This is a genomic window from Ilumatobacter sp. (assembly GCF_046290335.1).
Lineage (GTDB): Bacteria > Actinomycetota > Acidimicrobiia > Acidimicrobiales > Ilumatobacteraceae > Ilumatobacter_A.
In genome coordinates this window covers 111,966-137,229 of sequence record NZ_JBKAGH010000007.1, presented here as the reverse complement: position 1 = coordinate 137,229, position 25,264 = coordinate 111,966, and the positions used below count along the sequence as shown (strand labels likewise).

Genomic DNA, 25,264 nt, shown 5'->3' with positions numbered 1-25,264 from the left:
GCCGTGACACGAACTGCACCGCTGCGGCGTCGCCGCGATCGTAGAGTGCTCTGATGGCGTCACGGGCTCGTCGTTTCGATCGTTTCTCTTCGTCGGCGCGGCGATTCCTCGCCGTCACGTCGGCGGTGGTGCTCGCGGGTTGCGTGTCGACCCAGCCGGTCGACGAGGAGTCGTCGGTTCGCCCCGACGACAGCACGTTCGCCGGGACCGACGAGACCCCGACCACCGACGAGACCCCGACCACCACGAGCGACGGCGGTGTACTCGTCGACGACGTGCCCGGCCGGACCCCGACGATCGCTCCGGACGCCGGCGGGCTGCCAGTGTTGTCCGAACTCGACGATCGAACCATCACCGGCACGCTCGACAATGGGCTGCGGTATCTGATCCGCGAGAACGACAACCCCGGCGCGAAGGCGGAGATGCGCCTCGTCGTCGATGCCGGCTCCGGGCTCGAAGACGACGCCCAGATCGGCGGTGCGCATTTCTTGGAGCACATGCTGTTCAACGGGACCGAGCGCTTCCCGAAGAACGAATTGATCGACGTACTCCGCAGCTTCGGCGCCGGATTCGGCGCCGACATCAATGCCTACACGAGCTTCGACGAAACGGTCTACCAACTCACCGTGCCCGCCGCCGACCCGTCGGTCGTCGAGACCGGTCTCGACGTGTTGGAGCAGTGGCTGTCGCATGCCACGATCGCCGAAGACGACGTCGTCGCCGAGCGTGGCATCGTGCTCGACGAGTGGCGCGTGCGCGATCAGACCGCCGACGGGCGACTGCTGGTCGAGATCGCCGACCTCTTCCTCGCCGGAACCGTGTACGACGGTCACCTGCCGATCGGCGGCGAGGAGGCCATCCGTGCGACCGAGCCGGCGCCGCTGCGCCGCTTCTACGACGATTGGTATCGGCCGGACAACGCCGCGGTGATCGTCGTGGGCGACATCGACGTCGGCGCCATCGAGGACGCCATCGTCGAACGTTTCGAGTCGGCGACGTCGCGTGGCTCGTCACCCGAGCGACCCGAGTTGACGGTCGACCCGTCGACCGATCCGAAGGTGCGGGTGGTGAGCGATCCGGACCTCGTCGAGGGGTACGCGTTCGTCACGTTGCCGGTCGCGGCGTCGCCGGGCGCGTCCATCGAAGCCGACCTGCAGGCCGAGATCTACCGCCAGATGGCGTTCGACATCGTCGCCACCCGCCTCAACGACGACGCGCTGCGAGGCGACGCCCCGTTCGATTCCGCCGAGGTTGCCAACAGCGAGTTCGTTCGCTCGCTCGTCGCCCCCGAGATCTACGTACGTGTCGACGGGGGTGATGTCGCCGACGCGGTGCAGGCGATCGTCGACGAGTACGAGCGCGTGGTTCGCTTCGGGTTCACCCCCGAAGAGGTCGCTCGTGCCGTGGGTGCCGTGCGCAGCGCCGCACAGACGACCTTCGACGGACGCGAGTCGCGCCAGGACGCGTCCTTCGCCGACGAGTACGTCGACCACGTCCTGCTCGACGAGCCGTTCGTCGCGGCCGAGACGGAGTTCGAGTTCATCACCGAGGTGCTCGACCGAGCCCGTCCGGAGCACCTCGCGCACGTCTTCATCGAGCACGTCGACGCTGCTGCACCGCACGTGTTCGCAGCGGTCACCGACGAAGAGGCAGCCGACGCTCCGACGGAGGACGAGGTACTGGCGATCGTGTCGTCCGTCGCGGACCGCGAGCTGGAGCCTCGATCCAGCGGCGTCTCGATCGGCGACGAATTGCTCGAGCAACCCGATTCGATCGAGCCATCGGCAGTCAACGCGCTCGCCGACCGGCCCTTTCCGAACTTCATCGACCCGACGGTGGTCACGTTCCCGAACGGGGTTCGAGTGGCCCTCAACACGAACACGATCGTCGAGGGACGCGTGTTCTTCGAAGCGCGCAGTCCGGGCGGACTCGCCACGGTGGCCGACGAGGACGTTCCCGATGCCGATGCCGCGGCGGCAGTGATCGGCGACAGCGGACTCGGCGACTTCGACCGCGTGTCGCTCGATGCCTTCCTCGACGGCAAGGACGTGTCGTTGTCGGGCTACATCGCACCGTTCGAGGAAGGAATGTTCGGTGACGTCGCCACGTCCGACCTCGACGTGCTGTTCCAGATGATCCACCTGTCGATGACAGCCCCGCGCGTCGACTCGGTCGCGCTCGAGCAGTATCTGGATCGCGAGTTGGCGTTCGCCCGACAGCCTGATCTGGACGCCGCCTACGCCGAGTTCCTCGCCTTGCGCGCGGCGCGATACGACGACATCCGATTCCTGCTGCCGACTCCCGAGAGCCTGGCGACCGTCGACGCCGAGGGCATCGCCGCGGTGGCAGCCGATCGGTTCGGTGATGCCGGCGACTGGACGTTCTCCTTCAGCGGAGACTTCTCGCTCGACGACGCGATCGAGCTGGCCGGCAGTTACCTCGCCACCTTGCCGGCCACCGATCGGGTCGAGGTCACGGGATATCAGGAGGAACCGCCACCGCCAGGGGTGGTGCAGGTTGACGCCTTCGCCGGGCAGGGCGACACGGCGAACGTGTCGTTCCTCTTCACCGGGACCGCCAGTACCGACCGCTTCGACGACGTGCTCGCTCGAGTCGTGCAAGAAGTCGTCAACAATCGCCTGACCGACGTCGTGCGCGAAGAGCTCGGCGACTCGTATTCGCCGTTCGGCCAACTCTCGCTCGGGAGCGGCGGTGAGCCGTCGAGCGAGTTCTATCTGTCGGTGTCGACAGCGCCGGACGAGGTCGACCGTGTCTCGCAGGCGGTCATCGATCAGCTCGCAGCGTTACGCACCGACGGCCCCAGCGAACGTGAGTTCACCAATGCGCTGGCGACGGTGACCGAACAGTTGAACTTCTTCAACAACGGCCAGGTCAACGACGAGGTCCTCGACGTCCTCGTCGACGAGGCTGGCAACGACGACTTCGACGACTTTCTCGACGAACTCGAAATCGTGTCGTCGGTGACGCTCGACGATGTGCGCTCGGCGCTGAACCGCTGGGCTCCGGCCGATCGCTACATCGAAGTGCGAGTACTGCCTCGTTCCTGACGTCGATCGGCGCCTTCGACGATCGGCTGCTCAGTGGCGCGGCGACACGTTGCGCTGTGACACCTCGACGAGCTCGCCGCCACGCACTTCATAGCTCACGACGTGGTCGACCGAGTGCTGGCCACTTCGCGCTTTGCCGCTCACGACGTCGAGTTGGGTGCCATCGACCACCGGGAGCAGCGCGATCGCCCGAAACCCTTCATCGGTGCCGGGAGATGACCGCTTGTCTTCGCGTAGCAGCAGGCTCGACTCCCAGACCCATGCGTCGTCGACGCTCACGAAGCGGCATCGATGGCTCGTCTTCGACTTCGACACCATGCCGCCGGGACACACGATGACGTTGCCTTCGATCCACGGCAAGACGCCGAGTCCGTCGCGACTGAATCCGGTTTCGAACGCCGAGGCGATGATCGAGTCTTCGTCGCCGCTCGCGACCGCTCGTTCGATCTGCACGTGACGCACCAGCTCCGCGAGATGGTGCAACTCGTCGTCCGACATGTCACGCACCAGCGCGGCGACCGCGTCGAGGTGCAACGCGTCGAGGTGGGCAGCCAGATCGTCGTCACTCATCGAACCAGTGTGCCGACCGTCGGCCGGTCGGCCACCTTGGTATCACCCGGTGGTGACGGAGCGCAGGACCGAGTACGGGGCCGAGCGCAGCACTCAGTGCAGGCCGTGCGGGGCGCGCTGCGTTGACGTGAAGGCGGTCACATGACCTACGATCGTTTCATGCAGACCAAGGCCGCAATTCTCTGGGAAGTCAACGCACCGTGGAGCGTCGAGGACATCGAACTCGACGATCCCAAAGCAGGCGAAGTGCGCGTCAAGCTCGCCGCGTCCGGCATGTGCCACTCCGACGAACACCTCGTCACCGGCGACCTGCCGTTCGAACTGCCGATCATCGGTGGCCACGAAGGCGCGGGCGTGGTGACCGCCGTCGGCGAGGGCGTGAGCTGGCTCGAAGAAGGTGACCACGTCGTGTTCGGCTTCATCCCGTCGTGCGGTCGCTGCGCGAGCTGTTCGACCGGCCATCAGAACCTGTGTGACCTCGGTGCGCTGATGGGCGCCGGGATGCAGGCGTCCGACATGACCTCGCGTCACCATGGGCAGGGTCAGGACCTGCGACTGATGTGCATGCTCGGCACGTTCGCGCACGACACCGTGGTCAACGAGGCGAGCTGCATCAAGATCGACAAGGACGTGCCGCTCGACCGGGCCTGCCTGCTCGGGTGTGGCGTCGTGACCGGGTGGGGTTCGTCGGTGTACGCCGCCGAGGTCAGCCCCGGCGACGTGGTCGCCGTCGTGGGCGTGGGTGGCATCGGCGCCAACGCCATTCAGGGCGCCAAGCTCGCCGGCGCCAAGCAGATCTGGGCGATCGACCCGGTCGAGTCGAAGCGCGAGAAGGCGATGGAGTTCGGCGCCACGCACACGGCTGCATCGATGACCGAGGCAATGGAGCCGCTCGGCGCTGCCTCGTGGGGCACGATGGCCAACAAAGTCATCCTCACGATGGGCGTCGGCTCCGGTGAGCTGATGGCCGAAGCGTTGGCCCTCACCGCCAAGCGCGGACGCGTCGTCGTCACCAACATCCACCCGGCGATGGAGATGTCGGCCAACATGAGCCTGCTCGATCTCACGCTGATGGAGAAGCAGGTCGTCGGGTCGCTGTTCGGCTCGGGCAACCCGCGCGCCGACATCCCCAAGCTCCTGAGCCTCTACCGCGAGGGTCAGCTCGACCTCGACGGCCTCGTCACGAAGGAATACACGCTCGACGGCGTGAACGACGGGTACGACGACATGCGGGCGGGCAAGAACATCCGCGGCGTGATGGTCTACTGACGCGGACCGGTGGTCTACTGACGTCATGTGGAGGTCTGCTGCCCCAGCGTGGTGGGGCAGCAACGCTGGGTTGACGGCGCCTGCGTAGGTTCCTCGGCGACGGCTCGATCCACGAGCCGCGTGAACGAGGAGATACCAGATCATGCAACGCCGTTTCATTCCCGCTCTCGCTGTCGTCGCCGTGTTGGGCGCCGCCTGCGGCGGTTCAGACAGCGACGCCGATGCCGTCAATGAGGAGTTGGCGGAGATCGCCGCGGAGGCCGAAGCTGCCCTCGACGAGATCGCGGCCGACGCCGAGGGCCAACTCGACGATCTGGCGGCCGACGCGGACAGCGCGCTCGACGATGCGACGGACACACCCGCCGACGAGGTGACGGACGCTCCGGCGGGGGAAGGCCTGGTGGCGGACCTGCCGCAGTTCACCTCCGAGTTCAGCCGTGTCTGTGACACCCAGGTCGGTTTCGGCGGAGCGACGCCGCTGTCGGACGGTGCCGGGCCCCGCCCGGTGATGCTGATGCAGGAGTCCGACAGCGGACTGTGGATCGACGCAAGCTTCCTCGACCTTCCGGCCGGCTGGACCATCGAGCAGGACTCGAACTTCGACGACAACAGCGAGTTCGTCGCGATCGAACTGATCGCCTGCGCGAAGGTCGTCGCGCAGACGCCCAACGGCGTCCAGTGCGAGCTCGAAGCCGACGAGGGCGAGGTGATCCCGCTCGATCTCGTCGACATCACCTATGAGATGACCGTCTACGAGGCGACCACCGGTGAGGTGGTCGGCACCGAGACGATCGAAGCGGCCGACACCGAGTGCCCGTTCTTCGTGTTCGTCGACGAGGGCCAGACCGAGTACTACAACACCCCCGACGCCACCCAGTACACCAACGCCCTGAAGGCGTACGTCGCACCCTGACCCGCCCTCGAGAAGCAGCGTGCAGGTCATCGTGCCAGGCACGATGACCTGCACTGCGGTGGTGTGCGGGTCGCCCGGCTACGTTGCTCACGAAGGCGCCGGTCCGTCGGCGCCGAACATCCGTGGGGACAGGGGGTCGTCGTGAGAACCAGGGCAGCGATCATCAGAGGTACCGGCCAGGACTGGGAGGTCGTCGACATCGAGGTCGACGATCCCAAGGTCGGCGAGGTGATCGTCGAGTGGAAGGCCGCTGGCCTGTGCCATTCCGACGAACACATGATCACCGGCGACATGGTGCCGCCCGAAGAGGCGTGGGAGATGCTCGGTATCGACAGCATGTGGCCGCTGATCGGTGGGCACGAGGGCGCCGGCGTGGTCGCTGCGGTCGGCCCCGGCGTGACCAGCGTTGCGGTGGGCGATCACGTCTCGGCCTCGTTCGTACCGTCGTGCGGTCGGTGCCGCTACTGCTCGACCGGTCGCCAGAATCTGTGCGACGCCGGCGGTGGCACGTTCCGCAAGGGGATGATCACCGACGAGACTTCCCGGCATCGCCTGGAGGACGGAACCGAGCTCAACATGCTCGCCAAGCTCGGGACGTTTGCGCACCACACCTGTGTCGCCGAGTCGCAGGTCATCAAGGTCGACGACGACCTGCCGCTCGAAGCCGTGGCGTTGGTCTCGTGTGGCGTGGCGACCGGTTTCGGATCGGCCACCGAGCGCGGCAACGTCCAGCCCGGCGACACCGTCGTCGTGGTGGGTATCGGTGGTATCGGCATGAATGCAGTGCAAGGAGCGAAGATCGCGGGCGCTCGCCACGTCATCGCCATCGACCCGATCGAGTTCAAGCGCGAGCAGGCCATGGAGTTCGGCGCGACGCACACGTTCTCGTCGATGGAAGAAGCGTTTCCACAGGTCCAGGAGATGACCTGGGGCCACATGGCCGACAAGGTGATCTTGACGCCGGGCGTGTTGTACGGCGACATGATGGCGCTGGGCACAGGCCTCGCCGGCAAGGGTGGCACGATCGTCGTCACCGGCGTCGCGCCGATCACCCAAACCGAGTCGTCGGTCAACTTGTTCGAGTTGGCGATGTGGAACAAGGAGATCAAGGGCACGATCTTCGGGTCCCTCAACCCGCGTGCCGACATCCCCCGACTGTTGAGCATGTACCGGGAAGGACAGCTCAAGCTCGACGAATTGATCACCAAGACCTATTCGCTGGACGAGATCAACGTGGGCTATCAAGCCATGCGTGACGGCGAGAACATCCGAGGTGTGATCCTGCATGGGTGAGCAGCCAGTCGACCTGCACGACCTCGTCACTCGACTCAGCTCTGGCGTCGTCGGACGCGTGCGCGAGATCGAACTCGTGGTCGCGGCGATCGCGTCCGACCGCCACATCTTGATCGAGGGCCCCCCGGGTACCGGGAAATCGACGCTGCTGCGCGGAGTGGCGCGTGCCATGGACATCGGCTTCGAGTTCGTCGAAGGCAACGCCGAGCTCACGCCCGCTCGCGTGGTCGGTCACTTCGACCCGGCTCGCGTGTTGTCAGAGGGCTACGACGCCGACGTGTTCGTGCCCGGTCCGCTGGCCAGCGCACTGCAGAACGGTTCGCTGCTCTACATCGAGGAGCTCAACCGCGTTCCTGAGGAGACGCTCAACGTGTTGATCACGGTCATGAGCGAACGGGAGATCACGGTGCCACGGTTGGGTCGGATCGAAGCGTCGCCGGGGTTCCGCCTGGTGGCGGCGATGAACCCGTTCGATGCCGTCGGCACGGCGCGGATCTCCGGCGCGGTGTACGACCGAGTGTGTCGGATCGCCGTCGGGTATCAGTCGGCTCCCGACGAGGCCGAGATCGTTCGCCGAGCGGCCGGGGCGGGCGTCGGCGGCGGCGTCGATCAGGTCGTGGAGTTGGTTCGGCTCACTCGGGCCCACCCTGATCTGCGTGTCGGGTCATCGGTTCGTGGAGCGATCGACATGGTGCTCGTTGCGGCATCGCTCGCTGAGCTGCGTGGGCATCCGGTCGAGAATCCGAGTGTGTCGCTCGACGCCGCGCTCGTCGCGCTGTCGGGACGGGTGCGATTGCGTGAAGGCACCACCCGAACCTCCGAAGAGGTCATCTCGGAGTTGTGGCAGCAGGTCTTCGGACGGGTCGCCGGTGATGAGGGGGCCGGTGATGAGGGAAAAGCTGGCGCCCCGATTGGGGCCACGACCTCCAACTGAACAGCCCACCGCCGCAGGCCAAGGAAGGCGACGACGCCGACGAAGAGGTCAGCAAGGCACGCAAGAAGACCACGTCGCGCCGTGAGCTCGCTCAGCAGCCGAACTTTGAGGAGATCTCACCGGAGGTGGGGGAACTCGACGAGGGGGCGGTGGAGGAGGCAATGGAGGACGACCCCGATCAGATGTTGGCGATGCTCGCCGATCTGACCGGCGCGACCGATCCGGCGCTGCGAGAGCTCGCTCGGCGGCTCGCCGGACGTCTGTTCCTCGACCTCGCGAAGCGTGGGCCGTCTCGACCGCGAGGCATCGGCAAGCTCGAGACGAAGCGCTATCGCCCGGACGCCGGCGACATCGATCTCGATGCCAGCCTGGATGCGGTGCTGACCGCTCGGAGTACGCGATCGGCGGTCGATCCAGACGACCTGCGGGTGCGCGGCTGGGTCACGCCGGGCACGGCGATCTGTTTGCTCGTCGACCGGAGCGGCTCGATGGGTGGCGCACCGCTGGCGACCTCGGCGGTTACCGCCTCGGCTGTCGCGTGGCGCTCACCTGACGACTACTCGGTGCTCTCCTTTGGCAAGGACATCGTGGCTGCCAAGTCGCAAGACCAAACGAAGTCGAACGAGGCGGTCGTCGACGCCGTGCTCGCGCTCCGAGGATTTGGCACGACCGATGTCGCTGGCGCGTTGCTCTCTGCTTCCGAGCAACTGCGTCGATCCAACGCTGGCCGCAAGATCACCGTGCTGTTGTCCGACTGTCGGGCGACGGTTCCGGGCGACGTCGTGAGCGCGGCCGCCGGACTCGAGGAACTCGTCATCATCGCTCCGGAAGGCGACAGCGAGGAAGCCGAAGCATTGGCCGAGCAGACCGGAGCTCGTCTCACGACGGTCGCGGGGCCGAGCGCGGCGGCCGCGGCGCTCGCAAGCGTGCTCGACAGCTGACCGGTTCCGCGGCCCGCGATTCAGGCGGTGTGCTCAGTCGCAGGACAGTGGTTCGCCGGGGTGGTCGTGGATCGGTGTCCGGCGGTCAGGTGCAGGAGATGCTGCCGTCGGGGACGTAACCAACGACGTCGCTCTCGGCGTCAACCTGCGGGATCGGCTCGAAGGGCATGGCCTCGGTCGTGGTCGTCGCTGCGTCGGTCACGGCCGGAGCCGCCGAGTCGGGCTCGACCTGGGTCGTCGTGAGCGGGACCGTCGTCGCGCTCGGAGTGTCGTCGCCGTCGAGGTCGGCATCGAGATCTTGAATCGGACGTTCTGCCAGCGTGGCCTCCCCGCGGAAGAGCGCGAGAACGGCCTGCATGTTGTCGCCATTGAGTCGCGGCACCAGCACCGAGTTCCCCGAGATCGTCTGGCCGCTGGCCTGGATCTGATACGTCGTGATCGCGGCAGGATCGACCGTCCGGACGACGCCCGCAAACTGCAGGACTCGATTGGGTGTGAGCCCCGTATCGGTCACCAGAAACTCTTTGCTCGTGTCGAGCAGGCCGGTGATGACGCTCGGGGAGAAGGCATTCGCAATGGCTTCGTCGACGACGCGCCGGATGAAGTCCTGCTGGCGCGAGATGCGGCTCAGGTCGGAGAACGGGTCGGTTCGCCAGGTGCCGTCGTCCTGGATCACCTGGAGCGATCGAGACCGGACGTAGGCGAGCGCGTGATCGCCGTCGAACTCGAAGCAGCTCGGGCCTTCGATCTGCACGTTCAAGCCGGTCTTCACGTCGCGCACCGACCGCTCGAACGGAACCGCCACGCCGTTGACCGCGTCCACCATCGTCTTGAAGGCGCAGAAGTCGACCTGAACGTAGTGGTCGGTGGCGATGCCGAAGTTCTGGAAGATCGTGTTGATCAGCCGCTGGGGATCGTCGCGCTCGTAGGCGGTATTGATCCGGTTCTTGCTGGAGCGTCCGTCGATGCTGACCCACAGATCGCGAGGAAACGAGAGGACGGCGACTTGCGAGGTCGCCGGGTTGACGCGCCACATCATGATCGTGTCGCTTCGCTCACCGAAGCCGTCGCGATTTCCGAACGCCGCGGCGTACGGCGAATCAGGGTCGAGGCACGAGTTGTTGTCGGCGCCGGTGACCAAGATGTTTCGGGCGGCCGGCTCGGCGGGCGGGAATGTCTCGACCGGTGCTGGCGGTTCGGTGGCCACCGTCTCGTCGTCAGCCGAGGGGGTTGGTTCGGCCGTCGAGACGGTGGCGTCGCCGGGCGACAACGAGACACCGCTCGAGCCGGTCCCGGAGTCGATCGCGACGAGGTTGCGATCCTCGAGTTGTTGCTGCACGAACCAGATCGCCGCGGCGGCGGCGAAGGAGCCCACGGCCGCGAGCGACACAGCGAGCACGAGGAGACGCTGCGGCCAGGTACGGCGGAGCTTCACTGGCGCCAGCGGAGGGGTCATGTCGTGGGGAACCTCGGCAGCCATGAAGACGGAGACGATACCGAGTCCAACGTCGTCGCTTCGTTCAGCAGTGGGGGATCGTTACCGCCGACGAGCGCCGACTCAAGGCAGGACGACGACCTTGGTACCCAACTGTGCCCAGTTCCACATCCAGATGGCGTCGGGCAGAGCCTGGCGGACGCACCCGCCGGAGAGCGGCTGCCCGAGTTGGGCGATCGTCTGAACGGGCTGGCCGTATTGGAACGGGATCTCGTGGAATCCGATGTTGCCGCCGTTGCACCCCTTGGTGAAACGGACCATATAGCCCCACTTGATCGTCGGGTTGTTGATCGAATACGTGTGACGCGACCGCGACCAGACCTCATAGGTGCCGACCCGTGGGTCACACCATGTCAATTTGCCCGACACGCGATGCGTCTTCAACACGGTGCCGTTGGCGTCGACCGCCCAGACGCGCTGGGCCGACTTCGAGTACACCGCGCGGCGACCGGTGCCGGAGTTGGCGGGGAGCAGTGTCGGGTCGGGCAGCGTCGTGGTGGTTGTCGGCGGGGGAGGCAGCGGGCGGGTCTGGAACGTGGTTCCGGGCCGTGACGGCACGCTGAGGCTGGAGATGTCGACCGGGTCCGGGAACGGATCGAGTGTCGTCGAACTCTCGGGGACAGTCGTCGCCTCAGTGGTCGTGGTGTCGTCAGTGGTCGTGGTGTTCTCGTCGTCACCCGGATCGGTGGGAGCGGTCTCGTCTGGAGCGGTCGTGTCGTCGGTCGTCGAGGTGTCGTCGTCACCCGCCTCGGTGGTGGTGGTCTCGTCGGTCGTGGGAGTGTCAGCCTGCGCTCCGGCGTGCATGCCGCCGAACGCCAGCACGGACGCGAGCATCGCCAGCGTGACCAGCAACTTCGACGACGACCGCATACGCCCGCAGGTTATCGCATCGTGACGAGACATCCGTCACCTGATTGCAACATCGCCGCCGACCAGAAAATGATGGTGTCGAGTAGCACCGGATGACGTCGCGGGCAAGTGGGCGCCGTTCAGTCGGACGGGGCGAGGGTGACCGAGCAGTCGAGTTCGTCGGCGGTCGCGATCTCGATGGAGGCGATCGATCCTGCTGCGGCCAGATCGGCACGGCCGGCGGCGAGCGCCTCGTGCAGTGCCGACGGAGCAGAGATCGTCACCGACGCCACCTCGGCTCGCTGACTGACCTTGGCCTCCGACTTGGCGCGACGCACGATCGTGAGTGCCTCGATCGTCGGATCGATCAGGTCGGGGTCACCGCCGAGCTCGCTCGCCGTCGGCCAACTCGCGCGATGGATGCTCGTGTCGTGCCACCAGTTCCAGGCTTCTTCGGTTGCGAACGGCAGGATCGGGGCGAGCAACCGCTGGCATGTGGACAACGCTTCGCGCAGCGCCCGTCGCGCCGACGCAGCGGCGTGTGGACCCATCGATTCGTACGCCCGGTTCTTGACGAGTTCGACGTAGTTGTCGCAGAACCACCAGAAGAACGATTCGGTGCGTTCGAGGCCGCGGGCGTAGTCGAAGGCCTCGAAGCCGGTCGTCGCCTCGGCCACGACGGCATCGAGCTTGGCCAGCATCGACAGGTCGACGGGGTCGGTGACCGTGTCGCTCAGTGCGCCGGACATGTCGACGTCACCGAACGACAGCACGAACTTCGACACGTTGAGCAGCTTGTTGGCGAGCTTGCGACCCACCTTCATCTGCTCTTCGCTGAACGTCGTGTCGACGCCCGGTCGTCCGGACGCGGCCCAGTATCGGACGGCGTCGGTGCCGAACTGGTCGAGCAATCCTTCGGGAGTCATGGCGTTGCCACTCGACTTGCCCATCTTCTTGCGGTCGGGGTCGAGGATCCAGCCCGAGAGCGCCGCGTGCTTCCATGGCGCCGCATCGTGCTCGTGATGGCTGCGGGTCATGGTCGAGAACAGCCAGGTGCGGATGATGTCGTGACCCTGGGGCCGCATGTCCATCGGGAAGATGCGCTCGAAGAGATCGGAGTCGCCTTCCCAGTCGCCGGCGATCTGGGGTGTCAGCGACGAGGTCGCCCACGTGTCGAAGATGTCGGGGTCGGCGACGAACCCGCCGGGCTGATCGCGCTGGTCGTCTCGGTAACCGGCCGGCACGTCGATGGACGGGTCGACCGGCAGGTCGGCTTCGTCGGGCAGCAGCGGCGTGTCGTAGATCGGCTCACCGGACGCGTCGAGCGGATACCAGACGGGAATGGGCACGCCGAAGAATCGTTGGCGGCTGATGAGCCAATCGCTGTTGAGCCCTTCGACCCAGTTCTCGTAGCGGTGGCGCATGTGATCGGGATGCCAGACGACGTCGCCGCTGCGTGCGATGAGCGCGGCGCGCAGATCCGCGTCCTTGCCGCCGTTGCGGATGTACCACTGCCGGGAGGTGACGATCTCGAGCGGTCGGTCGCCCTTCTCGTAGAACTTCACGGGATGGGTGATCGGGCGGGGTTCGCCGATGAGGATGCCCTGTTCGATCAGTTGCTCGACGACGGCCTTCTGCGCCTGGTTGGGAAACTTGCCGGCGATCAGTGCGTACGTGTCGGGATCGACGCCGTGGGGCGCGTCGGGAAGGATCCGGCCGTCGCGGCCGATGATGGCGCGCATCTCGAGCGCGAGCTCGCGCCACCAGGTGACATCGGTGGTGTCGCCGAACGTGCAGATCATCGCGATGCCGGTGCCCTTGTCGGGCTGCGCCAGTTCGTGCGCGCGGACCTCGACTTCCTGGCCGTACAGCGGGACGATGACGCGCTTGCCGAAGTGCGGCTGGAACCGTTCGTCGTCGGGATGCGCGACGAGCGCGACGCAGGCTGCGAGGAGCTCGGGGCGGGTGGTGTCGATGTCGATGGTGTCGGCCTCGTCACCCACGATCCGGAATGGGATCTTGTGGTAGGCACCGGGGCGCTCTTCGTCTTTCAGCTCGGCCTGGGCCACCGCGGTGCGGAAATCGATGTCCCACAGGGTCGGGGCTTCTTGGCTGTAGGCCTCGCCGCGCTGGACGTTGCGGAGGAACGCACGCTGGCTGATTCGGCGGGAGCGCTCGTCGATCGTGGCGTACTTGAGCGCCCAGTCGACTGACAGGCCGAGGTGCCGGAACAGCTGCTCGAACAGTCGCTCGTCGATCTCGACCAGTTCGTCGCAGAGTTCGAGGAAGTTGGGGCGCGAGATCGGGATCGCCTGGTGCTTCTTCGGTGGATCACCCCGGAACGGTGGCTCGAAGCCCTCGGTGTAGGGCTGGCTCGGGTCGCAGCGAACGCCGTAGTAGGCCTGCACCCGACGCTCGGTGGGGAGCCCGTTGTCGTCCCACCCCATCGGGTAGAAGACCTGCTTGCCGGCCATGCGCTGGTAGCGGGCGATGGTGTCGGTGTGGGTGTAGCTGAACACGTGGCCGACGTGCAGCGAACCGCTCACGGTCGGGGGTGGCGTGTCGATCGAGAACACGTCCTGACGTACGGCATCGACATCGAAGCGGTAGGTGCCATCGGTCTCCCACTGGGCGGCCCAGCGTGACTCGATGCCGTCCAGCGTCGGCTTGTCGGGAACAGTCGTCATAGTGGCCCGAGGCTATCGACGCCACCTCGACCCGTATCGGTTTGTCTCTGGAGGTCGCGCGGATAGGTGACCATCCACCGGTCGGTGGGTTGGCTCGGTTTTCATACCGAGTGCGACCCAACTAACCGACCGGGGAGGTCACCCATATGATGCGCGCGCTCGATTCTGAAGTCCACGATGCGGTGTTCGAAACGATCCGAGGCTTGCTCCCGGACCGGCCCGAACATCCGTTGGGTTGTCATCGGCCCCGTATCGACGACCTGGTCTGTTTGCGGGGTCTGTTGATTCGTCTCGTGACGGGCGCATCGTGGGAGACCGTCGAGTTCTTGATGGGCTACACCGTGTCCGACACCACCCTGCGGTCCCGTCGCGACGAGTGGATCGACGCCGGGGTGTTCGATCAACTGCTCGAGCAAGCACTGGCCGCGTACGACCGAATCATCGGTCTGGACCCGACCCATGTCACCATCGACGGCAGCGAACACTTTGCCCCGTGCGGGGGTGAAGGAACCGCTGCAGGCCCGAAAACCCACGGTCGTCTGGGCTGGAAGTGGTGCGCCGGCGTCGACGCCGACGGCATCCCGATCGGCTGGGTCATCGACGGCGCAAACCGCCAGGACTACCGACTGTTGCAACCCACCCTCAACGCGATCACCGCACATCCCGTCACCGCACGGATCGGCACCCTGCACCTCGACCGAGGATTCGGCTACAAATCACTCCCCGACAGACTCGCCGACTACACGATCGGCGACGTGAACGTGATCCCACGAAACCAGCCAGGTCAGGGCCGCATCCAACTCGTCGGATTCGGGCGCCGCTGGGTCGCTGAACGCACCCACTCCTGGTTCACCAACTACGGCCAAATCCAACGCAACACCGACCGCCGAGCAACACACCGCCACGCCGCCCTCTGCCTCGCAACCGTGTTCCTCATCACCGCACGACTCATCGACCACCGCAACACCAACTACCGCCCTATCCGCTGACGCTCCTGAGACAAACCGATACGGGTCGACGAGCGCTTGGTCAGCAGCGGGTGAACCAGTGGTAGCGGCCGTCGATGAGGGTGAGGTGGGATCGTGTCGGTGTGCCGGTCTGGCCCCGACCGCGGAGCTGCACGGTGACGGCGATCGCGTCCGGGATCGAGATCGCGAGCCCGGCCGCCTCGTAGGTCCACGCCTCGGTTGGTCCGGCTTCGACGAGGTCGATCCCGAAGTCGGGGTCGGCGACCGTCTGCAGCACCGCCGGGCACGACTCGGGGAATGCCTCGAACACTCGAGGATCGAGCCGGTCGAGGGCGAATCCGGCGTCGCCCGCCGCAAGGCTCGCCGAGAGGTTCGCGTAGAACTCGGGGAGCGTCTCGACGACGGCGACAGGCTGCTCGGGAAGCTCGCTTGGCCCGGTTGGCTCGGGCTGCTCGTCGGGGTTCGTGGCGGCAAGCGCCGGGACGGTCAGGCGGCCCACGACAGCGACGGGTGGTTGCTCCGCGACCTGGCCGTCGATCTCGGTGCGCCAGACATAGCCCAGGTCGGCAACGGAGATCTCGTCGTCGGGAACGACGAGGGTGATCGAGTTGCCGCGGATCAGTGCCCGTGCTCGGGTCGTGCCAGCGGACGACTCGACGCCCCAGCCAACGTCGGCCTGTCGCATCGTGTACGTCGGTCCGCCGTTGCTCCCGAAGTCGACGACGTGGGCCCGGTCGGTGCCGTCGCCGGGAATCGGAACCGCATCGAGCAGGGAGGCGCTGACGGTGACGAGACCACTGGCGTTCATGTCCGGCTCGTCGTCGCTACACGCGGTGTAGGCGATGTAGCCGAAGCCACACGGGAAGACCGTGTTGTCGAACAGCGCGTCGAAGGCGCCGGTGTCGTCCGGGGCATCCGGCGGCGGTGCGACGAGCGTGGCCGTGGTCCCGATCGCCGTGTCCGTCATCGAGATCGCGGCGTCGATGTCGACGGGGGTCGTCGCAGCGGCGAACACCCAGAGGTTCTGTCGGGTGCCGCATCCGTCGAGCACACGCACGAGTTGCCCGACGTCGGCAGCGTCGAAGAACCAGGTGCATCGGTCGTCGACTGGTGCACCGGCGATGGTCTGATGGATGATCGACGTTGCATCGGCCCAGGTCGGTTCGACCGAGAATCGTGCACTGCTTCGTACGTATCGCTCCACGTCGGGTTCGCCAGGGTCCGGCTGGGCATCGTCGACGGTGTACGGGTCGCCCGGGGGTGAGACCACGACGAGGAGGCCCGACTGCGGTCCGTCGAGGAACTCGAGCGGTGCCGGCTGGCAGGTTCCGTATGACTGCAACGGGATGTCAGCTGAGCTGATGGCTCCGGCTCGGAGCACGGTGCTGCCCACCATGCGTTGGCCGTTGCAGTCGAGCACCACGTTCGCCGCCGAGTCGCCGAGTCCGCTTTCGTCGATCAGGAACAGCATCTGTTCGGCGGTGGAGTTGCTCAGGATGCCAGTGGCGGCGTCGGTGATCTGTCGAGTGTGGTCGGTGCCGAAGGTCCCGCCGATGACGAACGGCGGCGCGCCGGGCACCTCACAGACGAGTGACGTCGCCGGGCACGGCGGGGTGTGTGTCCCCGCCACGACGGGCTCGCACGGGCCGGAGGGCAGGGAGATCCTGCCGTAGTCGATGCCTCGTTGGTCGGGGCTGTCGCTGTCGGAATCCGAAAAGGCGTGGCACAGCGCCATGTTGTCGATCAGCGACAGGCCGTCGCTCTGCCCGACCTGTGCGATCGTCGTCGCTGGCCCGGTGGTTGCTGGTCCGGTGGTTGCTGGTCCGGTGGTTGCTGGTTCGGTCGAGGCCGGCTCGTCGACGACGATGATGCTGTCGCTCGTCTGGGCGGTGTCGTCGCCGGAATTGGTGGCGACCACACCGATTCCGACGGCCACGGCTATCGCTGCGACCGCTCCGGCGGCCCAGGCGAGGCAACCGGAGCCCGACTTCTTCGGCGGCTCGGTCGCAGGTGGCGCGGCGACAACCGTGGTCGTCGATGCACTGGGGGCGACCGTCGAGCCGTCGGTCGCAGTCACGGCAGGCTTCTTGGTGAGCGAGATGGAGTCACTGTCGACTGAGAACTCGTCGAGTCGCTTGCCGTTGGCGCGCAGGGTGGCGTTGAACGCGTCCACCCACTTCGTGACGTTCGGTCCGATGCCGAAGGGGAGGTCGGCGGCATCGATGCGAAGCTCGCCCTCGACGATCGATGCAGGCAGCGCGACAGCGATGAAGGGTCCGTAGCCGACCTTGATCGTCGCGCTCGTCGAGGTGGCGTCGTCGCCGATCGAGACCGAGGGTGCGAGGGCGTCGGGGACCTCGGCGGGGCGGGGAATCCAGCCCAGGTCGGTGAGGTCGAGGGTCGTCGTGTCGAGGGTGCAGGCAACGAACTGTCGGAGCGAGGCTGGCGCGCCAGCGGGGAGTCGTGCGGGTTTGCTCATGCCCGCCACCGTGTGCCTCGGAGCGTCAGCGAAACGTCATCGAGCTCGGTGCGGGCGTATCGGTTTGTGTCTGAGACAAACCGATACGGGTCGGTCGGGGTGGGCTCGTACACTTCGCGTCGTGCTGCACCTGTATGACACTGCGACTCGTTCCGTGCGCGAGCTGGCTCTTCGTGAGCCGGGCAAGGTCAGCATCTACCTGTGCGGGCCGACGGTGTACGGCCCCGCGCACCTCGGTCACGGCCGGGCGACGCTGAGCTACGACATCCTTCGCCGATACCTCGAATGGAGTGGGCTAGAGGTACGGCTCGTCTCGAACATCACCGATATCGACGACAACATCATCAACCGGGCCAAGCGGGAAGATCGTCCGTGGCAGGACATCACCACGAAGTGCGAAGCGATGTGGTTCGAGGCGATGGAAGGCATCAACGTCAAGCGACCGACCGATGTGCCTCGGGCGACGGAATACGTCGACGAGATGGTCGAGATGATCGGCGAACTCATCGCGATCGACAAGGCGTACATCACCGACGACGGTGTGTACATGGACGTCGAATCGGTCGATGACTACGGGTTGCTCGCGTTCCAGACGCTCGATGACATGCGAGCGGGTGGCGGCGACCGTGAGGTCCACGGAGCGGCTCAGAAGCGCCACCCCGCCGACTTCGTGTTGTGGAAGTTCTCCAAGCCCGACGAGCCGTCGTGGCCGTCGCCGTGGGGTGATGGGCGCCCGGGTTGGCACAGCGAGTGCGTCGTGATGAGCCTCGGTCTGCTCGGCGAAGGGTTCGACCTGCACTGCGGTGGCCAGGATCTGCGGTTCCCGCACCACGAGAACGAGCGTGCCCAGGCGGTGGCGCTCGGCAAGACCTTCGCGCAGCACTGGATGCACAACGGCTTCGTCGTCGACGCCGAGGGCGAGAAGATGTCGAAGTCGATCGGCAACGTCTCGAACCTGCTCGACCTGATCGAGCACTACGACCAGCGCGCCTATCGCATCGTGTTGTTGCAGGCGCACTATCGCAGCCCGGTGAAGCTTGGCCAGGGCAACATCGACCAGGCGGTCGCGTCGCTCGCCGGGCTCGACGCCTTCGCCGCTCGCGCCGCGAACGTGCCGAGCGCCGACCCCGATCAGGATCTGCTCGATGCGTTTCGCGCGGCGATGGACGACGACCTCGACACTCCCAAGGCGATGTCGATCGTGTTCGACACAGTGCGAGCAGCGAACTCGGCGATCGACAGTGGCGATGCCTCGGCTGGTCCGCTCGTGGCCGCGGTGATGGAGATCTGCGCGGCCCTCGGCCTCGAACTCTCAGCGGGCGGCGACGACGTGCCCGCCGACGTCACCGCGAAGGCTGCCGCCCTCGACGTGGCGCGTGCGTCGAAGGACTTCGCAACGGCCGACGCGTTGCGCGCCGAACTGCAGGCCGACGGTTGGACCGTCGAGACCACCAAAGACGGCACCACCGTCCGCCGCTGACGGCGCAGGGCCCTACCGGTCGATGGTTACCGACGAGTAGACACCGTGGTTACCAGCGGGTAACTTGGAGGCATGACCGATTTCTCGATGAAGCTCAACGAAGATCAGCTGACCCTGCAGAAGTGGGTACACGACTTCGCTGAGAACGTGGTTCGTCCGGCCGGTGAAGAGTGGGACGAGAAGGAAGAGTTCCCCTATCCCATCGTGGAGCAGGCCAAGGAGATCGGCCTGTACAGCTGGGAGTTCATGGCCGAAGCGATGATGAACGATCCGACCGGCTTGTCGATGCCTGTCGCGATCGAGGAACTGTTCTGGGGCGACGCGGGCATCGCCATGGCGATCATGGGATCGGGACTCGCCGCTGCCGGTATCGCCTCGTCGGCGACCCCCGAGCAGATGATGGAGTGGGTGCCGCAGTGCTACGAGAACGCCGACACCGGCAAGCTCGCCCTGGGTGCGTTCTGCGCGTCCGAGCCTGACGCGGGCTCCGACGTCGGTGGTTACCGCACGTCGGCAAAGTACGACGAGGCCAAGGACGAATGGGTCCTCAACGGCACGAAGGCGTGGATCACCAACGGTGGTATCTCCGACATCCACGTCGTCGTCGCCGTCGTCGACCCCGAGCTCGGCTCGAAGGGGCATGCGTCGTTCGTCGTGCCGCCGGGCACCAAGGGGCTCTCGCAGGGGCAGAAGTACAAGAAGCACGGTATCCGCGCGTCGCACACGGCTGAGGTCGTGCTCGACGACGTGCGCGTGCCGGGTCGCTGCCTCCTCGGCGGCAAGGAGAAGCTCGACGAGCGTTTGGCGAAGGTTCGCCGCGGCGAGAAGGGCAACGCTCAGGCCGCCATGCAGACCTTCGAGGCGACTCGACCGGCGGTCGGCGCACAGGCGCTCGGTATCGCCCGTGCGGCGCTCGAGTACTCGACCGAGTACGCGAAGGAGCGTCACGCGTTCGGTCGCCCGATCATCATGAACCAGTCGATCGCGTTCATGCTCGCCGACATGGCGACCGAGATCGAAGCGACTCGCGCACTGATCTGGCGGGCCGCGTGGCTCGGCAAGCAGCGCGGCTTCAAGAACGCCGAAGGTTCGATGGCCAAGCTCAAGGCCGGCCGTACGGCGACGTGGGTGACCGAGCGGGCGATCCAGATCCTCGGCGGCTACGGCTACACCCGCGAGTACCCGGTCGAGCGCTGGCACCGTGACGCGAAGATCCACGACATCTTCGAAGGCACCGAGCAGATCCAGCAGCTCGTGATCAGCCGGGCCATTTCGGGCCTGCGTATCGAGTGATTCTGAGTTGATGGCCGGTCGACGACGTCGGTCGTCGACCGGCCGTTCGTCGTTTCGACCCGAGCGATGTGCGCTCTTCGGTGTGACACCTCCGGCGTACTCTCGCCCGAATGGCAGCCCAGGTGAGTGATGTCGCTCGACACTGTGTCGTGCACGCGAGCGATGCGGCCCGTGGATGTTCGGGGTCGGTCCCGACCTTGTCCCGCCGGATCACATCGGCTGGTAGCGGACGACGGCGGGCAAGGCTCCGGCCATCGACATGAAGTGGCGGCTGCATGACCCGCGCCATTGGCCGGCCACCGTCTCGATCGGCCAGGGCCACGACGTGCGAACCGTTGCGGGCCGCCTCGGCCGCTCCAACCCGGCGATGACCCTGCGCGTCTACGCCCACGCGTTTGCTGCTGCCGACCAAGCCCTCGCCGCCGGCCTCGGTGACCTGCTTCGTGGCGACGATGACTGAATGCAGGGCCCGGTCGATCAATCGCCCGACGAGAGTCGATTCAGATCGATGTCCAAGCCGGCTGCGCGCATCTCAATTCCCACGTTTGTCTGCCAACCTCCGCTGAGTTCGATGTAGAGGACGCCATCCAGATCCGAAGGTAGTCCGACCCCGGGTTCGTGGAGCAATACGACCTTGCCGCGACCGAGAAGGCCTGCAAAGTATCCAGCTTCAAACACCACGTTCTGTCGAGCGCGCGGCTGCTCGTCTTGCACCTTTGCGGATCGACCACGGTCATCGGCCGTCAGCAACACGATTGCGAAGGCGCACTCGGAGGCGTGAGATTCGAACTTCTCAATGATCGTGCGACCGCCGTTTGGCTGTTCGCGGAGGATCACGGGTTCGCGCTGAGTCAACTTGTTGATGAGGCGGGCTGCGGCGTGCAGTTGTTCTTCGGCGTGACCATGAACGATGAACACGTCGCCGCCCGGGTCAACCTGCGAAGCCGGGCCCGTTGCTGGTGACTAGTGGCTGGCCTCGATCAGGATCTGGCGCTGTGTTCTCGCGTGGGTCCGGAAGTGCTTCTGAAAGTCATGCTGAAAGGGCGAAGACGCAATCAGATTGTCCGGCTTGCTTGCGTCGAACAACGGGCTGGGTGCCTTCGGGTTCGCGAGGAAGGCCTCGATCTTCATCGTGAAAGTTCCGCCTTCGAAGGCATCTCTTGATCGCGGATGGAATTGATCGGGCAAGAGGCTGAGTGCTCGGCCATACCAGTCGTAGTACGAATCGGCGATCGTTGCCGCCTCGGCATCCGTCGTTGCGTCGTTCTGCAACTTGGCAGCAGACTCGGTGATCGAGTCGAGCTCCGCGATGAGGGATTGGATTGCAGGGTTGGCCATTCTTCGTTCCGGTCTTCGAGAGGTAGAGCCGAACGTATCGTGAGGGGTCTTCGCTGTCGCGCTCTTCACATTGGCGATCAGACTGCTACATTGAAGTCATTCCCCCAGTCGCTTCGGTGGCTGGGTGCGAGGCCCGCTTCGGCGGGCCTCTGCGTTTTTCACCACCTCGTCGGTTTGGTAATCGAACCCTCCGAATCGTGGAGCGTCTCGGGTAGCTGACACTGACCGAGCACGTTGGGTCGGAGTTGCTTGAAGAACGTTCCTTGCAGTCGGCGCGATCGGTATTTCGCTCGATGCGGATTGATCACGCCGACCTTGATACCTGCCTCGGTGCGGGCGACGCGGACGGGTTCAGCCAGATCCGAGTCGTTGCTGATGACCACCGCCGTGTCGCAGTTCTGGCGGAACGCGTCGAGCAGTAGGTAAGTCGCCAAGTTGACGTCGGACCCCTTCTCCTCCGTCTTCAGCACCTCTACGGTGCGAGCGCCCGTCGCCGGTGGATTCGCCAACGGCATCCTGGTCGGGCGCGTGACGTAGTGCCCGAAGTGGGTCTCGACCAGCGGGAGCGTGTTGAGCGCTCGAAGGTACGTCTCCTGCCGAACAGCCTGCTGCGGGTCATCGGGCCGCGCTGAGATTCTTGCCGTGAAGTAGCGAATCTTGACGATCTGATCGTTGGGCAGTAGTCGACGGGAGAGGGCCTCAAGATCGAGCCACTTGTTCGGTGTGCCCTTGACCGCGCCGTAGTAGAAGTTGAACCCGTCGATGTAGACGATCGTGGCCATCGACAGCGATCCTAGGCGGAGGGTGTTCGGCGCTGCCGGGGGATGAGACTGCCGACGCAGCATCCGGTCGCATCACGCGTATGAGCCCCGGCTCCCACAATCACCTTGCGGTGTCGCTGGCTCCTCCGAGGCTCTACTTCACCGGGCTCAAGACGCCCGGCGCACCTTGCAGTATCCGCGCCTCGCTGTCCGTTTGCAAGAGGTCAGGACTGCCCGAAAAGCGCGGAACCCGGCTCCCCTGCCTACGGGCAGGCAACCGGGTCCACTTCCTGCAGGTACTCACCTGAGGCCTTCGCCGCCGCTGATCGATCGCTCGACGGCGGACGAGCAAGACCCGCTGATCCTCGTACGAGGGGCAGACCTTGCGAGGCGAACGGTACGGCTCGGCTGTCCCGGTCGCAAGCGACTTTGTGCAGAGCGGGACAGCAGGATCGATGGAGCCTGAAAAGCGCGAAACCCGGCTCCCCTACCCTTCCGGTAGGCAGCCGGGCCCACTTCCTCCAGCGCTGGCCGGAGGCGGCGTCACCAACACCGATTCCTCGATGATGATCAAGCGACAACGTCGACCCTCGTACGCCGGGGCGTTCTCGCGTCCTCAAGACTAGGAGGTGCGGCCGGTGAGGGCAATGGGGATTCGGCCTCGCTGTCGGTCTATCGAACCGGCACGCAGTCGTCACAACGCTTCGACGACTGGCTTCGAGTCGTCGCCGGCACGGTCGTCGTCGCAAGGCAGTCCGGGCACGTGACGACCTTGAGTGTCTCGAGTCCGATTCCGGTTGCCTCGATGGTGTCGCCAGATCGTGAAGCGGCGAAGGCCTCGGCACCGAGCACCGGAATCCCGTACTGGCGCGCCTTCTTCGCTTTGCCTGAGTTGGAATCAGGGTCGGCCGCAACGAGCAGATCGATCCTCTTCGACATGCCCTTCGCCACGGACATGCCGAGTTGCTCGGCGTGCGCCACCAACGTCGAGCGCTCGATGGCCGGATGGTCTCCCGTGAACACGACCGAGACGTCGGCGTCGATACGGAGCGATGTCCCGACGGAGCGAAGCTGATGCGTGCGGGTCTCGACGACTTGCTGGTCGACTCCGAGCGCTGCGGCGACGCGGACCAACGTCTCGTACTCGTCGGCGGTGACCACATCGTCGGCGACCGCGGCGTCGATCAGTTCGTTGACGAAACGCCGGTGGGCCTGAGCGATGTGAGCTTCGTTGAGTCCGAGCGCGATGGCCAGCGCTTCGAGTTGCTGTCGCTCTGTCGGGTCGAGGTGGAGATCACCGACGGCACGGCCGACGAGTTCGAGGTAGGGGAGCATGTCGACGGCGACCCCTGAGTGCGGCAGGCGAGCCGCAAGATATGCGATGAGTGGGGGGTCGGGCAGTTCGACCGGGGCGGTGTCTTCGCGTCGAAGCACGCGCCCGAGTCGGGGAGGTCTCATCGACAACGCGGTCGGCCCGCCGACGTCGCACAGGTCAGCGATGGCGCGAACGAGGTGGGCAGTGGCGGTCGCGTCGACGAGCGATCGGTGTGCTCCGTCGAGCGCGATGCCGTGTGCCGCACACGCCTCGGCGAGCCGAACGCCGGTTGCGCGCAATGTGTCGATACCGGCACTCGTCGTCACCGTGGTTCCCACCCGCTCGAACTCGGCGTTGAGCATGCGATGATCGAACGCCAGATTGTGCGCAGCAAGGCACGCACCGTCGAGCCGCACCGCCACGTCGCCTGCGACGTCAGCGAAGGTCGGCGCAGATGCGACCATCGACGCCGTGATGCCGTGGATGTGAGTTGCGCTCACGTCGCGCTCGGGCTGAACGAGTGTGTCGAAGATGTCGACGACGTCGCCGTCGAGCGACAACGTCACGATCGAAATCTCGACGATCCGATCGGAGGAGTACAACCCGGTCGTCTCGGTGTCGATCACGACCACTCGGTCCGCGCCGCCTGCACATCGATGAAGTCCCACCATGGACAGGAGTTTCGCAGATCCCGGGTGATGAGCGAAGACCACGACATGAAGGTCAGCGTTCGCTACGGGGTGCGCTGGTGACGAACAGGCGGCGCCCGCCGCCCGAAGCGGTCATGATCTGAACGTGGAGATTGTCGAGCTCGCCCTAGCCATATTTGCCGGTACAAGCGCAACCGTCGGTTTCGCAACACTTGTCCGTGCGGGTTGGGTACGGACCATCGGCAGGCGCCGCCATGCCCGCGATCTCGTCGAACGGATCACACCTGGTTTGCGATTGAGCTATGTCGAAAGCGTGCTTGGACCCGCCCGCACTCGCAACGAAGTCGATGGATGGGTCGAGTGGGTGTGGATAGATCCCCTCTATTACGTGCAGATTTGTGGTCGGGGCGACTCGGACTGCGCAGAGCGCATCGCCGTCACTTCTCGAGACTTGCGATTTCGGCCCGGGGTGAACCTCGGTTCCGGGAATGTCCGCTTGCATAAGTCGACCTTTGCAGATGCCATCGGATCTGACGGGGAGTTCGTGCTGCACTGGGGTGCCCGCCGGTTCGTTGCCTCCGAGTCGAAGTACCTTGCCAACCCGGGGAGCTATCTGACTTTGGCCGTTGCGGCGTCTGACGCTGCGGCCAGCAAAAATCTGGAGGTTCCGGCGGGCGAGTCCGCTGGCTTGAGCGGCGCCTACACCGACGCCGATATCCCTGCAGTCCTGCGTCATTTTCGGGAGACGACCACCATCAATACCTTCTCAATCAGCGGACGTGGGGTGGGTGAGGATCCGTTCACGCTGGGAGCTGACCTCGACAACGTTCGGTACCTTTCGTCGAAGTAGTAGCTGAATGGCGATGCACGCGCCCGTGTCACGAGTTCTGGGACGTGACCAAGGCTGTGATCCTGGTCACATCGAACCGTCTGTTTTGTGCCGTCTGGTGCGCATCAGTGT

The 25,264-nt window shown here is 65.7% G+C and carries 20 protein-coding genes; 11 read left to right on the top strand and 9 right to left on the bottom strand.

The window, feature by feature from the left end:
• Positions 1-53 precede the first annotated feature (53 nt).
• Positions 54-3,068: a M16 family metallopeptidase gene (locus ACE37B_RS21280; RefSeq protein ID WP_409925357.1), complete on the top strand. Its 3,015-nt coding sequence runs from the start codon at positions 54-56 to the stop codon at positions 3,066-3,068.
• A 30-nt stretch (positions 3,069-3,098) separates the two neighbouring features.
• Here ACE37B_RS21280 and ACE37B_RS21275 read toward each other — a convergent pair whose 3' ends face one another.
• Positions 3,099-3,638, bottom strand: a complete 540-nt coding sequence (locus ACE37B_RS21275; RefSeq protein ID WP_409925356.1) for a hypothetical protein — start codon at positions 3,636-3,638, stop codon at positions 3,099-3,101.
• A gap of 159 nt (positions 3,639-3,797) precedes the next feature.
• Here ACE37B_RS21275 and ACE37B_RS21270 point away from each other — a divergent pair, with 159 nt between their 5' ends.
• The 5 genes from ACE37B_RS21270 to ACE37B_RS21250 all read left to right on the top strand — a co-directional run bounded on the left by ACE37B_RS21270 (position 3,798) and on the right by ACE37B_RS21250 (position 8,988).
• Entirely contained in the window at positions 3,798-4,907 is a 1,110-nt protein-coding gene (locus ACE37B_RS21270; RefSeq protein ID WP_409925355.1) for an NDMA-dependent alcohol dehydrogenase, read from the top strand.
• A gap of 142 nt (positions 4,908-5,049) precedes the next feature.
• Positions 5,050-5,820 (top strand): hypothetical protein, encoded by a 771-nt coding sequence (locus ACE37B_RS21265; RefSeq protein WP_409925354.1) that lies wholly within the window; start codon positions 5,050-5,052, stop codon positions 5,818-5,820.
• A 141-nt stretch (positions 5,821-5,961) separates the two neighbouring features.
• The gene (locus ACE37B_RS21260; protein ID WP_409925353.1) at positions 5,962-7,113 is read left to right on the top strand and encodes an NDMA-dependent alcohol dehydrogenase; all 1,152 of its coding nucleotides are present in this window, start codon (positions 5,962-5,964) and stop codon (positions 7,111-7,113) included.
• Complete coding sequence (locus tag ACE37B_RS21255) at positions 7,106-8,047, top strand: AAA family ATPase (protein ID WP_409925352.1); 942 nt, start codon at positions 7,106-7,108, stop codon at positions 8,045-8,047. The genes ACE37B_RS21260 and ACE37B_RS21255 overlap by 8 nt, the downstream gene beginning before the upstream one ends.
• Positions 8,048-8,172: 125 nt before the next feature.
• Positions 8,173-8,988: a vWA domain-containing protein gene (locus ACE37B_RS21250; RefSeq protein ID WP_409925351.1), complete on the top strand. Its 816-nt coding sequence runs from the start codon at positions 8,173-8,175 to the stop codon at positions 8,986-8,988.
• 85 nt (positions 8,989-9,073) lie between these two features.
• Here ACE37B_RS21250 and ACE37B_RS21245 read toward each other — a convergent pair whose 3' ends face one another.
• From ACE37B_RS21245 to valS, 3 genes are all read right to left on the bottom strand, one after another.
• Positions 9,074-10,468, bottom strand: a complete 1,395-nt coding sequence (locus ACE37B_RS21245; protein ID WP_409925350.1) for an LCP family protein — start codon at positions 10,466-10,468, stop codon at positions 9,074-9,076.
• Positions 10,469-10,546: 78 nt separating this feature from the next.
• The gene (locus ACE37B_RS21240) at positions 10,547-11,353 is read right to left on the bottom strand and encodes a L,D-transpeptidase (protein WP_409925349.1); all 807 of its coding nucleotides are present in this window, start codon (positions 11,351-11,353) and stop codon (positions 10,547-10,549) included.
• 119 nt (positions 11,354-11,472) lie between these two features.
• A complete protein-coding gene (gene valS / locus ACE37B_RS21235) occupies positions 11,473-14,019 on the bottom strand; it encodes a valine--tRNA ligase (protein WP_409925348.1) in 2,547 nt (848 codons plus the stop codon).
• Positions 14,020-14,165: 146 nt separating this feature from the next.
• On the opposite strand from valS, the gene ACE37B_RS21230 reads away from it, so the two are divergent.
• Positions 14,166-15,008, top strand: coding sequence for an IS5 family transposase (locus ACE37B_RS21230; RefSeq protein WP_409921328.1), 843 nt, complete (start codon positions 14,166-14,168; stop codon positions 15,006-15,008).
• A 40-nt stretch (positions 15,009-15,048) separates the two neighbouring features.
• Here the strand turns inward: ACE37B_RS21230 and ACE37B_RS21225 are convergent, their stop codons facing one another.
• The gene (locus ACE37B_RS21225; protein ID WP_409925347.1) at positions 15,049-17,466 is read right to left on the bottom strand and encodes a hypothetical protein; all 2,418 of its coding nucleotides are present in this window, start codon (positions 17,464-17,466) and stop codon (positions 15,049-15,051) included.
• A 121-nt stretch (positions 17,467-17,587) separates the two neighbouring features.
• Here ACE37B_RS21225 and cysS point away from each other — a divergent pair, with 121 nt between their 5' ends.
• The 3 genes from cysS (at position 17,588) to ACE37B_RS21210 (ending at position 20,699) form a co-directional block, all read left to right on the top strand.
• A complete protein-coding gene (gene cysS, locus ACE37B_RS21220; protein ID WP_409925346.1) occupies positions 17,588-18,946 on the top strand; it encodes a cysteine--tRNA ligase in 1,359 nt (452 codons plus the stop codon).
• A gap of 72 nt (positions 18,947-19,018) precedes the next feature.
• Entirely contained in the window at positions 19,019-20,239 is a 1,221-nt protein-coding gene (locus ACE37B_RS21215) for an acyl-CoA dehydrogenase family protein (RefSeq protein ID WP_409925345.1), read from the top strand.
• A 259-nt stretch (positions 20,240-20,498) separates the two neighbouring features.
• The gene (locus ACE37B_RS21210) at positions 20,499-20,699 is read left to right on the top strand and encodes an integrase (protein ID WP_409925344.1); all 201 of its coding nucleotides are present in this window, start codon (positions 20,499-20,501) and stop codon (positions 20,697-20,699) included.
• 17 nt (positions 20,700-20,716) lie between these two features.
• Here the strand turns inward: ACE37B_RS21210 and ACE37B_RS21205 are convergent, their stop codons facing one another.
• From ACE37B_RS21205 to ACE37B_RS21190, 4 genes are all read right to left on the bottom strand, one after another.
• Entirely contained in the window at positions 20,717-21,157 is a 441-nt protein-coding gene (locus ACE37B_RS21205) for a TIR domain-containing protein (protein ID WP_409925343.1), read from the bottom strand.
• Between the two features lie 45 nt (positions 21,158-21,202).
• Positions 21,203-21,577, bottom strand: a complete 375-nt coding sequence (locus tag ACE37B_RS21200) for a hypothetical protein (protein ID WP_409925342.1) — start codon at positions 21,575-21,577, stop codon at positions 21,203-21,205.
• A 158-nt stretch (positions 21,578-21,735) separates the two neighbouring features.
• The gene (locus tag ACE37B_RS21195) at positions 21,736-22,359 is read right to left on the bottom strand and encodes an NYN domain-containing protein (RefSeq protein WP_409925341.1); all 624 of its coding nucleotides are present in this window, start codon (positions 22,357-22,359) and stop codon (positions 21,736-21,738) included.
• A gap of 651 nt (positions 22,360-23,010) precedes the next feature.
• A complete protein-coding gene (locus ACE37B_RS21190) occupies positions 23,011-24,279 on the bottom strand; it encodes an exonuclease domain-containing protein (protein ID WP_409925340.1) in 1,269 nt (422 codons plus the stop codon).
• 169 nt (positions 24,280-24,448) lie between these two features.
• Here ACE37B_RS21190 and ACE37B_RS21185 point away from each other — a divergent pair, with 169 nt between their 5' ends.
• Positions 24,449-25,153, top strand: a complete 705-nt coding sequence (locus ACE37B_RS21185; RefSeq protein ID WP_409925339.1) for an ETEC_3214 domain-containing protein — start codon at positions 24,449-24,451, stop codon at positions 25,151-25,153.
• Positions 25,154-25,264 lie beyond the last annotated feature (111 nt).